Consider the following 13,580-nt stretch of genomic DNA (forward strand, 5'->3'; position numbering starts at 1 on the left):
CGCGCCAGGGCGCTGTTCAAAGTCGCGTCATCCGCTGTCGCAACTCGTGAACAAAGCCACATCGCGGTCGTCCACTTCGTCCGGGGCCTGCCCATTGGTGCCACGCCTGCGACTCGGCAAGCCGGCGAGCGGCCCGATGGCGCGGCTGCGCCCGAGGCGCTGGTCCGCACGATAGACATCTGGCCGCGGGCCCCGGGCTGTGCGTGAGCCAGTGCGGGATGCCGCGGGGACGCTCGGCCAGGGCGAGAGCGTCCCGCAGCGGCTGTAGCGGTGCTGGGATGTGCCCGTCGGGACCAGTCAGCAGCTGCTGGAGGCGGGCGGTGAGGACGCCTCCCGCGACGCGGGACTGGTCAGGGCCGACGTCGACCCCGACGCACTGGGCCGCGCGCTGGTTGCCTGCGCGGACGGTCTGACGACCCAGTGGCTCATGGACCCCACGTTCGACCTGGTCGAGCACGTTCGCGAGCACTTCGACCTGCTGATGCGAAGCGTCGTCACCGAGGCGGACCGACACCGCCCTGAGACCGCCCCCGCTGGGCCGGCCGGCGTGCGAGTGGCTCTTTGGAGTGACGAAGACCGGCGTGCGAGGTCATAGTGTCGGACGGATGAGAGTGATGGACGGCAGGTGGCCCCGGTGGGGCGCCGACGCCGGGCTGGTCGTACTGACGTTTCTGCCGGCGCTGCTGTCGCAGCCGTACGTGGACACCTCCGGGCCGGCCTGGGCGTCGCTCACGGTGTACGAGGCGGTGGGCGTGGTGGCCCTGCTGCTGCGGCGAAGGCTGCCGGCCACCGCCTTCGTCGTGGTTTTCGCGGCCCTTCTGGCGGCGCTGGTGGGCAGTGCGGGCGCGGGAGCCAAGCTGTCGCCGCTGGTCTTCCTGCCGCTGGCGGTGCTGCTCTACAACCTGGGCAACCACGGCACGAGCTGGCGACGGACCGTGTCGGCGGTCCTCGGCGTCACCGTGCTGAGCGTGGCCGGTCTGTGGCTGAACCGGATGACGACCGACTCCAGCGACTTCCAGGGCGGTCTGGACGTCCTCGCCGCGCTGGCCCCGATGCCGCTGGCGTGGGCGATGGGGTTCGCCGCGCGGACCCGGCAGGAACTGCTGGCCGCGGCCGAGCGCCGGGCGGCCGACGCGCGCCGGGCACAGGCCCTGGAGGCGGCGCAGGCCACGCAACGCGAACGGACACGGATCGCCGGAGAGATGCACGACGTGGTCGCGCACTCGCTGACCCTGCTCGTCGTGCACGCGGAGACCCTGCGCGCCCGCGGCGGCGAGCTGCCCGACTGGGCCCGTGCCCAGGTCGACGGGCTGGCCGCGGCGGGCCGGCAGAGCAGCGGCGAGCTGCGTGACCTGCTGCGGATGCTGCGCGACCCCGCGGACGCCGTCCCGCTCCAACCCGTACCGGACCTCGGCGAGCTGGACGCGTTGCTGGACAGCCACCGTGCCGCGGGAGGAATGGTCGAGCTGACGATGGACGTCGCGCCGGAGTCCGTGCCGGAACCGGTGCAGCTGGCGGTGTACCGCGTCGTGCAGGAGGCACTGGTAAACGCCCGTCGGCACGCGCCCGGGGCGCCCGTCCAAGTGACCGTCGATGGCGGAAATGGCGGAAATGGCGGAGAGCTGCGGTGCGAGGTCGTGAACGGCCGCGCGGTACGGCAGGCCACGGCCGGCGCGGGCATCGGGCTCGGCCTGGTCAGCATGGAGGAACGGGTGAGCGCGCTGGACGGCGAGCTCACCGCGGGCCCGACCCGTGACGGCGGCTTCCGCGTCACGGCCACGATGCCGTGGGAGCATGCGGATGCCTGAGCAGATCAGCGTGCTCGTCGTGGACGACGAGCCGATCATCCGCGCCGGTCTGAGCGCGATCCTGGACAGCCAGGCGGACATCACCGTGGCGGGCACCGCGAACGACGGTGAGGAAGCCGCCGAGGTATGCGCGCGGCTGCGGCCGGACGTGCTGCTGATGGACATCCGGATGCCACGCCGCAACGGCCTGTGGGCGCTGGCCGAGCTGGGCCGCCGGGGACTGCTCGGGCCGGGGCGCAGCCGAGTACTCATGCTGACCACGTTCGACTTGGACGAATATGTCGACGACGCGCTGGCGGCCGGGGCGTCCGGCTTCCTGCTGAAGAACAGTTCGTACGAAGAGCTGACCGGGGCCGTGCGTGCCGCGGCGGCCGGGCACAGCGCGCTGAGCCCCGCGGTGACCCAGCGGATCATCGAGGGCCATCTCAGCGGCCGGCGACAGCCCAGCGACCAGGAGCTGGCCCGACTGCGGGACCTCACCGAACGGGAGGTCGACGTACTGCGTCTGATCCGGGACGGGCTGAGCAACGCCGAGATCGCCGACCGGCTCGTGGTGAGCCTGCACACGGTCAAGACGCACGTCAGCCGCGTGCTCACGAAGACCGGCTGCCAGAGCAGGGCGCAGGCGGCGGTACTGGCCAGGAACACCCTGTCCTGACCCGCCTCCGATTGACCACCGGGCCGACGGGGCGCCATACCCCCGTGGGGTCATTCCTTGGAGTGACCCCACGCCGGTGGGAAGCCCACCATGGAGCGATGTACCGGGTGCGCGTCACTGACTGAATGGATGTTGTGCGCGGGACCCGCCGAACGGCCGCTCATCAGGTGAGTGCCCGGTCCCTCGACGCACACAGCAACTGTCACGCGCCGAAGGGAACTCGCTATGTCCGCACACACCCTGTCCCGCCGTCACCGGATCTGCCGGGGAGCACTGACCATGGCCCTGGCGACCTGCGTGGGCGCGGCGCTCGTGAGCTGCTCGGACGAGGTCGAACCGGCGGCCGGGCAGAGCGCGGCGAGCCCGGCGGCCGATGCGCGGCTGGCCCGCCTCGCGCAGCAGGCGGCGGTCACCGGCTCCCTCGGCGTCATCGTCCGGGTCGACTCCGGCAACGGGAAGCCCGTCGAGATCGCCGAGCAGGCCGCCTGGACCAAGGACGACCACACCCTCGCCGTCGGCGACCAGTTCCGTGTCGGCTCCAACACCAAGACGGTCACCGCGACCCTCGTCCTGCAACAGGTCGCCGAGAACAAGATCAGCCTCGATGACACGGTTGAGAAGTGGCTGCCCGGAGTGGTCGAGGGCGGCAAGGACATCACCGTACGGATGCTGCTGAACCACACCAGCGGTCTGGGCGACTTCCTGCTGACCCCGGAGTTCCTGCCCTCTCTCACGGGCCAGGAGAGGCGCACCTGGACGCCGGAGGAACTGCTCGCCATCACGCCCGAGCAGGACCCGCCGGCCGAGCCCGGCGAGACGTACTCCTACAGCAACGCCAATTATGAAGCCCTCGGCCTGATCCTGGAGAAGGCCACCGGGAGCAGCCTGGCCGAGCTGATCAAGGAGAAGATCACCGGGCCGCTCAAGATGAAGGACTCGTACCTCGTCACGGACGCCGACTGGGACACCGGCCGGCAGCACGTGACCGCCTACGAGCCGAACGCCGAGCGGCTGAAGAAGATCCTCTCCGGGACCGTGGACCTGCCCGACGGCGTCGGGTTCGCCGGTCCCGAACGTCCCGACGACAACGTCGACACCTCCGCCATCGACCCGAGCTGGTCCTGGGCGGCAGGCGGCATGGTCTCCACCGCGGCCGACTGGCAGACCTTCCTCACCGCGCTGAGCTCCGGCGAGCTGCTGCCGAAGGCCCAGATGAAGCAGATGCGGACCACCGTGGACGCGCCCGAGGAGGGCGGCGGCTATGGGCTCGGCCTGATGAAGGTGGACACGGCCTGCGGCACCGTCTGGGGGCACACCGGCGGACTGCCCGGCTACTCCAGCGAGATCTACACCGACGCCACCGGCACCCGTAGCGTCGCCGTCTTCAGCAGCACGAACTTCGGCATCAAGGACAAGGTCGCCGCGACCGCGAACAAGGCCCTCGTCGAAGCGGCCACCTGCCAGATGCTCGGCAAGCCCCAGCCCTCGGACAGCCCGGCCGGATGACGGCCGCGGACACCAGCCGACGCGCCGTCTCCGCCTTCGCCGGCGGCGCGGTGGGTGCCGCGGCAGCGGCGTTCGTCCTCATCACGGTCCTGTGGCACCACCACCGGAAGGCCGAGCCAGGCGCCCGCAGGGTCGTACCGGACGACCCGGGTGAGGAATGGTTCACCTCCGAGGTCCTGCGGGGATTCCCGATGGAGGCCGTGCGCCCGCTGCTGCTCGGCCCGGACGCCCCGAGCCTGAACCGCCTGTACATGGCGTGGCTGTTCGCCACCCAGGGGCACGACTGTGCGTGGATCGCCCGCCACCTCGACCTGTCTGCCGAGGTGGTGCGAGTGCTGGTCGACGCAGCCAGGAGCCGGGGCTGATCTTCAGCACATGACATCGCCCCGGGTCAGGCGCCGCCGAGCCGGATCGCCTTGATGAGCAGGAGCAGAGCGCTGAGTACCAGGTAGCCGCGCAGGGCCATCATGCCCAGCCTTGTGCCGGCGGACCACTGCACGGGCTTGAGGAGGGCCAGGGGCGGCATGCGCCAGGCCAGTTTCTCGGCATGCGGCATCACGGGGGCGCCGATGGTGGCGGCATCCTGCGGCAGGCGATGCGCAGTGTGACGGCGGACCCGGCCAGCCCGGCGGCGAGGGCGATGCCGAGCCAGAGGGTGAGCCGGGTGACGTTGACGGAGGGGAAGAGGGTGGTGGCCATCAGTGTCCCGGAGAGCGTGAGCAGGACGGCGATGATGACGGTGGCCAGCACGTTCAGCCAGCGTGGGTTGACCCAGGGACCGAGGACTTGCGGGTCGTTGCACAGCAGGAGCAGGAACACGCTCGCGGAGGGCAGCAGCAGCCCGGCGAGCGCCTGGACGGCCTCGGTGATCAGTCCCAGCGGCGCACCGGGAAGGAGGACGATGGCGGCGGCGACGAGGACGAGCAGGCTGTAGGAGGCGTAGAACTGCTTGGCTTCCCGGAAGCCCCGGTGGAGGGAGTGACGCAGGTTGAACACGTCGCCGAAGGCGTAGCTGGTGGCCAGGGTGACCGCTGTCACTCCGATGATGCTGGCGACCAGCAGGACAAAGGCGAAGAGCACGCCCAGCAAGGGGTCATGGCGGCCAAGAGCTTCGGCGACTCCGGCGGCGTCGGTGAAGCGGCCGTGGATGCTGGTGCCGCGGGCTGCGAAGTCGGCGATCATGATCAGTGCGGCGGCGCCCACGACGACCACAACGGAGCCGATGACGGTGTCGGCGCGCTCGTAGCCGATGAAGCGCGGGGTGATGCGCTTGTCGATCACGTTGGACTGCTGTAAGAACAGCTGCCAGGGGGCAACGGTGGTGCCCACGATCGCGATGATCAGCAGGACGGCCTCGCTGGTGGCGCCGCCCTGGATGCCGGGCACGACGAAGTCGTGTGCCGCGTGGCCCCAGCGGGGGTGGGACATCAAGGTCAGCGGGACGAGCAGCAGACTGGCCAGGATGAAGACGAACATGGCCCGTTCCCAGCGGCGGAAGGAACCGCTGGCGGCCACCCCGATCAGTACGACGGCGGCGATCGGAACAATGACGTACTGCGAGACACCGAGATACCCGGCGGCCAGTGAGATGCCGATGAACTCGGTGACGATGGTCAGGAAATTCAGCAGGAACAGGTCGCCGACACTGAACCACCCCCAAAAGCGCCCGAACCGTTCCATGATCAGCCGCGCATGACCGACGCCGGTGACCGCTCCCAGCCGCACCACCATCTCCTGATTGACGATCAGGACGGGGATGAGCAGGAGCAGGACCCACAGCAGCGAGTAGCCGTAGTTCTGGCCGGCCTGGGCGTAGGTGGCGACCCCGCCCGCGTCATTGTCGCCGACCATCACGATGATGCCGGGCCCGACGATCGCCAGCAGGGTCAGCAGCCGGGCCTTGAAACCCAGACGCCCCTGGGCGCCCTCGCGGGGGACGCGGCCGAACGCGCCCTTGATCTCACCGAGGTGGGCCTCGTCGGGTACGGCGCTGGGCCGCTTCGGACGGGCCGCTGCCGCAGGACGGGCAGCGGCCCTCTTCGCCGGGCGCTCGGCGGGACGCCCTGGTGGCGCCGGCGGACGCTTCCGCTCCGCCGGGCGGGCTTCCCCGGGCTCCACCGGACGGTGCGGGTGCCGATAAATCATCCACCCAGGTCGGCAGACTGATCACGGATCTTTGGTTCTCCTCGACGTTCACCCCCAGGGTCTTCACCTGCGCGGGGCCCCGGCGGCATCATGATCTGTCGTGCTGCTGCGTCTGGCCTACCTCGCCGCGACCAACACCCTGGCGTTCCTACGTCTCCTGCCGATGAGCGACAGAGAAAAGGACGTCGAGATCCTGGTACTCCGGCACCAACTGCTGGTCCTGCAACGCCAGCAGGTCGGCAAGCCGACCTTCACCGACACAGACCGTGCCACCCTCGCCGGCCTGCTCCACCACCTCCCCAAAGACAGACTGCAGCACCTTCTGCTGCTGGTCCGGCCCGACACGGTCCTGCGCTGGCATCGTGACCTGCTCAGGCGGCGCCATGCCGCAACCTGCGTACCCAGACGACGCGGACGCCCACGCACGATCCGATCGATCCGCGCCCTGGTCCTGCGCCTGGCCAGGGAGAATGCCTCGTGGGGGTATCGCCGGATCCATGGCGAACTCGCAGCGCTGGGTATCAAGGTTGCCGCCTCCACGGTCTGGGAGATCCTCCGCGAGCACGGCATCCCACCCGCACCCGAACGGCAGAGCACCACCTGGGCAGACTTTCTCCGCAGCCAGGCCAAAGCTCTACTGGCTTGCGATCTCTTCGAAGTCCGCACGCTGACCGGGGCACGCCTGTACGTCCTCGCCGTCATCGAGCACACCACCAGGCGCGTCCGGATCCTCGGCGTCGCCGCACACCCCACCGCGGACTGGATCCTGCAACTCGGACGCAACCTCCTCATGGACCTCGAGGACGCGGGCAGCAGGGCACAGTTCCTGATCCGCGACCGGGATTCCAAGTTCACAGCCGCCTTCGACACCCTGATGACCGATGCCGGTCTCAAGGTCGTCACCACCGGCATTCGGATGCCGCGGATGAACTTCCTCATGGAACGCTGGATACAGAGCTGCCGCAGGGAGCTGCTGGACCGGACCTTGATCTGGAGCCAGAGCCACCTTCTCCACGCCCTGCGCGAGTATGAATCCTTCTACAACGAGCACCGCCCGCACAGGGCTCTGAAGCAAGCCGCCCCGCGCCGCCCGCTACCCACACCCATCACCCAACAAGCCCAACTCGCCCACCTGGAAGTCCACAGACGAGACCGACTCAGCGGAACCCTCCACGAGTACCAGCACGCCGCCTGAGCTGCGTGGATGATTTATCGGCACCCGCAGTGCCCGGAACCGATCTACGACCACCCAACGACCACCAACCGAAAAGGCCGCCCCCGCCTTCCGGCGGAAACGGCCTCCGACCTGCAATGACACCGTCGGGACGACAGGATTTGAACCTGCGACCCCTTGACCCCCAGAATTCCCCGGAATTACGGCGCTTTCCGTACGCGAAATGCGTGTGGTAACACCCAATTTGTGCGGGGCCGCGCACACCGTGTGGTCCCCAAATGGTCCCCACGAAAACGCCTCCGTTGGCCAGCTTCGCATTCACTTCCATCATGCACCGCTTGGTGACATCCGACAAGAACCCACCACTATCAGAGACGCATCAGGGCAATCCCCGTGGCCGTCCGGGTATGCAGCGGAATACCGCATGACCGCATCGCACCGCCTCACTCCGGCTGCGCTAGCTGCCCGCAGTGTGTGTGCTACCGCAGAACTACACCGCACCATCACACGAGGCGGCCGGGAGGTGGTCAAGCGGTAAGAGAAGACCAACGAAGGAGGTGACAGCCGTTCGCCCGGCCATGACACCGATGCCCGCTGGTCCACCAAACGCGACGTATTCTGGAACGGGTACCAGCTCCACATCAGCCAAACCTGCACCCTGCACCCGCAGCACACGCACACGTCCGGCCTGATCAGGGACATCGCCACGATCAGCTCCACAATGCCGGACAGCAAGGCTCTCCTCGGAGACTACCTATCGGCGCAGCCTCCCCAACGGTCGTTACGCCAAGCCGACCTGCTTCCCGTCCCGTTGCTGCGCGGACCTGGAACACGTACAACTTCACCACCCTCTGGGCCAGCATGACCACAAGGCGGGGACCTGGACCTCGCCTCCGGCCTTATCAGACCCAGCATATTGAGGCGCCCTGCGTTTCCGGACAGGCGTCTGACCGCTACGACAGGAGGATGCCCAGGAATGTCACGATGATGACGGATGAAACCACGGCAACTTGATAGCGTGCGGGGAACTCATATTTCTCTCGCTTGACTCCTTCGTTGATCTCAGTGGCGTACTCATGCATGAGTTTTCTAGATGGGAAGAGACCGATCGTGAGCCCGGCCCATCCGAAGGAGTACAGAACCAACATGTCCTGCACGGACCACTGCTGGGGCTGGAGTCGCCCGACCAGGATCATACCGAGGCAGCATACTCCGCATATGAGAGGCCATGCCACTCTGCCCTTTCGCACCGGAACCCACTTGGTCATGGCGAAGCAGAAAAGGAACGTCGCCACGAGGGCCATGAGTAATAGGTATGCAAGGGGGAGCGAAGCGAGCATGAGAAACTCCTTTGACATGCGCAAGGGCTGGCGGTCATTTCGTGCCGCCAGCCCTTGAAGTGAATCATAGCAAGGTTGTACTTACAGGCCGAGTAACCCGGTGATCGGCGATACAAGATCGTGACCGAACTGCGTGATCTTCGTTACGATCTTACCGCCGCCCAAGGCGCCGATCCACTTGGATTGCCCATAGGTGATCAATGCCAGGCCGGCGCTTCCCACGGACGCCCAGAATTTCTGGCTCGTGAATCCATGCTCGATTCCGGTGAACACCGCACTGATTCCTCCGAGCGCCAAGGAGACGTTGGCGAATAGGCCGGCGGCAGCTGCGGCCGGTGGGAAGATCAGACTGGAGATGCCCAGACCGGCGGAGATGAACCCGGTGGTGATGCTGAGCTTGTTGGTTGCGTCCGCCCACCATCCAGCGTCCCTCCACCACGGAGTGCCGCCGCCGCTGACGCTGTCGTTGTCGGAAGAGTCGACCGGGTTGGTCCCGCTCTCCCTGGCCTTCCGTGCCTCCTCAGCCGCCTTCTTCGCCGCCGCCGCGAGTTCGGCTTTCCGTTTCGCCACAGCGGTCTGGTGAGCCTGACTCGCCGCCTTCGCCGCGGTCTTGGCGTCTTGGCCCGCCTGGACGGCGGAAGCGCGGGCGTGGGTGGCAGAGGCTTGCGCGCTGTTGGCGGAGGCCACGGCTCGGGTCGCAGCGTTCTGGGCGCGGTTGGCGGAGAAGTTCGCTGACCGCGCGGCCGAACGGGCGGTGGTGGCTGCCTTCTTCGCCTTGTCCGCGGATGCCTGCGCGGCCGCGGCCGACTTGTCGGCGGCATCCGCGTTCGCCTGCGCCTCCTTCGCGGACGACAGCGCCTGGTCGGCCGACGCCTGGGCCTTGCCCGCCCACTCCGCCGCCTCCTTAGCCGCGTCGCGTGCCTTGGCCGCCGCTTCCTGGGCGCGCGCCGCGTCTTCCTGCGCCTTGTACGCGATCTTTGCGGCGGCGGCGTTCGCGCCCTGGATGGCGGCGATGTGGGTGGCGGAGTCGTGGTCCAGCTGGGCTGTCTTGTGCTGCACCGTGGCAACGAAATTGCGCCGCATCCACGCGGGGCCATCCAGCGCTGCTTGCGCGTGGGCCTTGGTGTAGGGACCCGCGTTGGCGAGGATGGTTGCGGTGGCGACCGCGTCGTCCTCTTTCAGCGCTTCCTGGTAGGTGGTGTTGAAGAATGCGTGCAAGGCGGCGGCGGTATCGGCGTTGATCGCGTCAGTCGCTGCCTTATTGACCGCCTTGCCAGGGCTGTTGGCGAGGATACGGAAAATTTGAACGCGGTTGTCCATCGCGGCCGCTTCGATGGCGCCTGTCTCCAGAAACGTGGCGACGGCGTCCGGCGTATCGCTCTCCAACGCTTTCTGAGCCGCCTCGGCGATGGCCGGGCTGGAAATTTGGGCGAGGTAGAGGACGGTCTCGTGGTCGTCCTGCTGCTGCGCGAGGGTCCGGTCGGTGTCGATCCAGGCGTGGATGTCGGCCTCGCCTCCCGACAGGGCGAAACGGGCCGCCTCCCTGCTCCAGGTGCCGTGCGAGTCGAGGAGGGCGACGGCGGCTTGGCGGCCCATAGTGGTGGCCAGGCCGAGGTCGTTCGCCTTCAGCGCCGCTTCGGCCCGGGCGATGAGGTCCTTCGTGGCCTTGTCGGTCTGCTCCTCCTGTGTACGCTTTTCAGCAAGTTCAGCAAGCTCCTGCGCTTCGATCTGCGCGAGCTGTCGGGCCTCTTCCCGGGCCTGCTTCATGTCCTCGTCCAGGCGCTGCCATTCGGCCTCCCGGGCCTTCTTCTCCACCTCGACGGCCTTGATGACTGCTGCGGTGGCGGTGTTAGCCGCCTCGGTGGCCGCGTTGGCAAACTCCCTGGACTTCTTGGCGTATTCGAGGGCCTGCCCCGCGTACTTGGCGGCCCACTCAGCGGCTTCGGCGGCCTTCTCGGCGTGGCTGGCTGCGGAGTTCGCGTGATCGCGTGCGTCGCGGGCTGCCGAAGCTGAGGTATTGGCCAGGGTCTGGGCCATCCCGGCCGCGTTGGTGGCGAGAGTGGCGTTGGCGTTGGCGATGTTCGCCTGCCGTTTGGCTTCGGCTGCCTCTGCCTGTGCCTTGCCTGCCGCGGAGGCCGCCGTGGCGGCACTGCTGGCTGCGGAGGCGGCATTGCGGGCGGCGTTGGCGGCGGCGGAGCCGGCGGAGGCGGCCTGCGCGGAAGCGGTGGCAGCGTGGTCGGCCGCCGTCGCGGCGCTGCGGGCCTTTGCGGCAGCGTTGCGCGCGGCGATCGCCGCGTTCTTCGCGGCGCTCGCCTGCGAGGCGTCTTTGGAGGCGGCGATGGCGGATTTGTAGGCGCGGGCGGCGGCGTTGCCGGCGGTGGCGGCGGCCTGGCTCGCCGCTGTTGCCGCGTAGGCAGCGCGGCTGGAGGCGGCAACAGCGGCATGCGAGGCGCGGATGGCAGTGCGGGCGGCATCCGCCGCGCCCTTGGCTGCACTGGCTGCCTTCCGGGCCGCCTTGCCGGACCTGGCCACGTCGTCCTTCGCCGCCTCGGCCTCGGCAGCTGCCTTTTGCGCGGCTTCCTTGGCCTTCTCAGCTGCCGTGACGGCGCGGGCGGATGCCTCCTCGGCGAGCTTGGTCTTCGCGTCGGCCCGTTTGCCCTCGCGCTCGACTACCGCGACGAGTTCCTCGATCGTCGCCGACTCCTGGTCGCGGGCCCGGGCGATGTGCTGGCCGGTGTCGAGGAACCACTCGACGTCCTGGGCGGTGCCGGAGAGGGCGCGGGAGGCGTACTTATGCACCTCCGGCCCAGCCTCGACGAGCATCTTCGACACCTCCACCCGCATGTCTTCCAGGCGGGCGCTGTACTGGCCTTCAGTGAGGAAGGCTTCAAACGACGGCTGGGTGTCGGTATCGAGGGCGGCGCCTGCCTCCCGGCGTACGGCCTTGTCGCCGGTCGCCATCACCGTCGCCGTGGCCACGCGGAGGTCTTCCATGATGGCAGGCTCGTAGCCGTCCTTGAGGAACGCGGCGATGGCCGCGTCGCCACCGTCGATCGCCTCGACGGCCTCGCGGCGGGTGCCCTTTCCGGCCCTTGCGAGAGCGGTCATGATGGCCACCCGGTTGTCCTCCACCGTCGCTTTGGACAGCTCTTGATCGAGGAACGTTTGGACGTCGGCATCGGAACCGAGGAGGGCGGATTCCGCAGCGGCTCGGGTGGCTTTGCCCCCGGTCATCCACGACTTGACGGCCTTGGCCCGGTCGGTGTCGGGCAGGGTGAGTGGATCGGTGTCAGTGCCTTCGTCCGCGGGGGCCGCTACAGCCGCCAGGGGGTTGAGAACGAGGCTCGAGGTGGCAGCGGCGGTGGTGGTGGCCGCTGCCACGCCGAGTAAGCGCCGTCTGCTCCAGTAACTGGTGTCCAAAGTAGTCCTATCGGGTGATGCGTCCAGCGGCAGGCGCACAGACGACGGCATGCCGACGGGCACGTTCGTGTGGGGTCATCATGCGCATGTCCCGGTAGCGGTACGTGTGTTGGCCAGGGACATACGAAGACACGTTGCGTGACCATATGCCCGCAAAGGGTTCGTTGGGTACCTGTGCGCTAGCTGTGAACTTGTGAGAAGGATTACAGATGCCTTATGTGTCGGATTAACGGTACTTCACCTGACTTGTCATATAGCAGGCGGCACAAACATGTGTTTGGATTCGGCGTCGCCGTGCCTGTACCGCCACCGCACTTGGCGAACACTGCCCGGGCAGGGCGGGCGCGGATCAACTCGCCTTTACGCAGAGGACTTACATGAAGCTCGCTCGGCGGACCCTCGTCACGGGTGCGGCAGCGGCGGCATGCGCGACCGCCGCCATCGCCCCCACTTCACCCGGGTCCTTACCCAGCCCGCCGATGATGGCGGTCGTGGACCCCCAGACCGGCTATGCGATCGAGGACTTCGTCCACCCGGACGCTGACAAGATCAAAGAGGAAAAGGGGATCACTCTCAAGCGCGGTGACGGCCAGATCATCCTTGCCGAATGCGGCAGCTCCGCGGGGCTGATGGAGGTGTGGTCGCGGACGAACGACAAGGTCTGTTTCCGCATCACAGGCGCTTCTGGTTACCTCACTATGGAGATCCCGGCCGTATTCTCGGTCATGGGCAGCGCCGACCACGCTGCCGACATCACCCTCACCACACCAGACAGCAAGAAGGTGGAGGTTGAGGTCCCCAAGAACACGTGGACACCGGTCGGAGAATCCACCGACCCACAAGCGCGCGAACACCTCCTGGTCGAGATCAGTGTCGGCCAGGACAAGCCAACGCCGCCGAAGCTGTCCGGTGATGCCGATCGCCCGTGGCTGGCCCGTGTCACCATGAACAAGCCGGGCTATGACGGCGGCCGAAGCTGCAGTGGTGCACTGGTTGACAGGACGTGGGTGCTGACCGCCGCAAGCTGCCTCACGGAGAATCAAGCGCGTCCGCTGCGGACCGCGGCTGCGCCGACGTTCGACGCCACCGCCACCTTCGCCGGGCAGGCACCGGTAAAGATCGATTACTTGATACCCCGGAGCGACCGGGATGTGCTGCTCGCCCGGTTGGCCACCCCGGTCACTGGCATCACTCCCGCCACACTTGCGGGAAGCTCCTCCGCTGATGGAGCTGCGCTGCTGGCTGCAGGATTCGGCCGTACCGACGCCGAGTGGGTACCCAACAGCCCTCACCACAGCACCGTGGCCCAGAAGAGCGTCACCGCCACCACCATGGAGCTGACGGGCGGTCGGATCTGTAAGGGCGACACCGGTGGTCCTGTTCTCGACGGCAAGGGACGCATCGTGGCGGTGCAGAGCCGCGCCGACCATATCGGCTGCTTTGGGCAGTCCGGAAAAGGTACAGACGCGCTCGCGGCCCGCACCGACAACATCTCCTCGTGGCTCGGCGGCAGCACCTTCAGCGGCAAG

Annotated in this window: 9 protein-coding genes and 1 pseudogene; 7 read left to right on the plus strand and 3 right to left on the minus strand. The window is 67.9% G+C overall.

Annotated features, from left to right (window positions below; translation table 11 throughout):
* Nucleotides 1-280 precede the first annotated feature (280 nt).
* The 5 genes from NP777_RS38055 (at nt 281) to NP777_RS38075 (ending at nt 4,337) form a co-directional block, all read left to right on the plus strand.
* Nucleotides 281-595 carry a TetR family transcriptional regulator C-terminal domain-containing protein gene (locus NP777_RS38055; RefSeq protein WP_256654744.1) on the plus strand — a complete coding sequence of 105 codons (315 nt, stop codon included), beginning with the start codon at nt 281-283 and terminating at the stop codon, nt 593-595.
* A 19-nt stretch (nt 596-614) separates the two neighbouring features.
* Nucleotides 615-1,808: a sensor histidine kinase gene (locus NP777_RS38060; RefSeq protein WP_308405338.1), complete on the plus strand. Its 1,194-nt coding sequence runs from the start codon at nt 615-617 to the stop codon at nt 1,806-1,808.
* Nucleotides 1,795-2,466 carry a response regulator gene (locus NP777_RS38065; RefSeq protein WP_256654746.1) on the plus strand — a complete coding sequence of 224 codons (672 nt, stop codon included), beginning with the start codon at nt 1,795-1,797 and terminating at the stop codon, nt 2,464-2,466. Before NP777_RS38060 ends, NP777_RS38065 begins: the two co-directional genes overlap by 14 nt.
* A gap of 279 nt (nt 2,467-2,745) precedes the next feature.
* Nucleotides 2,746-3,972, plus strand: coding sequence for a serine hydrolase domain-containing protein (locus NP777_RS38070; RefSeq protein WP_256654760.1), 1,227 nt, complete (start codon nt 2,746-2,748; stop codon nt 3,970-3,972).
* Entirely contained in the window at nt 3,969-4,337 is a 369-nt protein-coding gene (locus tag NP777_RS38075) for a hypothetical protein (protein WP_256654747.1), read from the plus strand. Before NP777_RS38070 ends, NP777_RS38075 begins: the two co-directional genes overlap by 4 nt.
* A gap of 26 nt (nt 4,338-4,363) precedes the next feature.
* Here NP777_RS38075 and NP777_RS38085 read toward each other — a convergent pair.
* A pseudogene (locus tag NP777_RS38085) lies at nt 4,364-5,931 on the minus strand (NRAMP family divalent metal transporter).
* A gap of 286 nt (nt 5,932-6,217) precedes the next feature.
* Between NP777_RS38085 and NP777_RS38090 the strand changes: the two are divergent.
* Nucleotides 6,218-7,312, plus strand: a complete 1,095-nt coding sequence (locus NP777_RS38090; protein ID WP_256654750.1) for an integrase core domain-containing protein — start codon at nt 6,218-6,220, stop codon at nt 7,310-7,312.
* 932 nt (nt 7,313-8,244) lie between these two features.
* Here NP777_RS38090 and NP777_RS38095 read toward each other — a convergent pair.
* Both NP777_RS38095 and NP777_RS38100 read right to left on the minus strand, forming a co-directional pair.
* Nucleotides 8,245-8,631: a hypothetical protein gene (locus NP777_RS38095; protein WP_256654751.1), complete on the minus strand. Its 387-nt coding sequence runs from the start codon at nt 8,629-8,631 to the stop codon at nt 8,245-8,247.
* A gap of 81 nt (nt 8,632-8,712) precedes the next feature.
* Nucleotides 8,713-12,012, minus strand: a complete 3,300-nt coding sequence (locus NP777_RS38100; RefSeq protein ID WP_256654752.1) for an ALF repeat-containing protein — start codon at nt 12,010-12,012, stop codon at nt 8,713-8,715.
* A gap of 530 nt (nt 12,013-12,542) precedes the next feature.
* Here NP777_RS38100 and NP777_RS38105 point away from each other — a divergent pair.
* The coding region (locus NP777_RS38105) for a trypsin-like serine protease (RefSeq protein ID WP_256654753.1) at nt 12,543-13,580 on the plus strand (1,038 nt) is incomplete at its 3' end.

The sequence above is a fragment of the Streptomyces rugosispiralis genome, from assembly GCF_024505145.1.
In the GTDB taxonomy this organism is placed as follows: Bacteria; Actinomycetota; Actinomycetes; order Streptomycetales; family Streptomycetaceae; genus Streptomyces; species Streptomyces rugosispiralis.

What these genes read in the sequence shown, in the direction of transcription:
- NP777_RS38060 (WP_308405338.1), top strand. Translation starts at nt 615, where the DNA reads ATGGACGGCAGGTGGCCCCGGTGGGGCGCCGACGCCGGGCTGGTCGTA.
- NP777_RS38065 (WP_256654746.1), top strand. Translation starts at nt 1,795, where the DNA reads ATGCGGATGCCTGAGCAGATCAGCGTGCTCGTCGTGGACGACGAGCCG.
- NP777_RS38070 (WP_256654760.1), top strand. Translation starts at nt 2,746, where the DNA reads ATGGCCCTGGCGACCTGCGTGGGCGCGGCGCTCGTGAGCTGCTCGGAC.
- NP777_RS38075 (WP_256654747.1), top strand. Translation starts at nt 3,969, where the DNA reads ATGACGGCCGCGGACACCAGCCGACGCGCCGTCTCCGCCTTCGCCGGC.
- NP777_RS38095 (WP_256654751.1), bottom strand. Translation starts at nt 8,631, where the DNA reads ATGCTCGCTTCGCTCCCCCTTGCATACCTATTACTCATGGCCCTCGTG.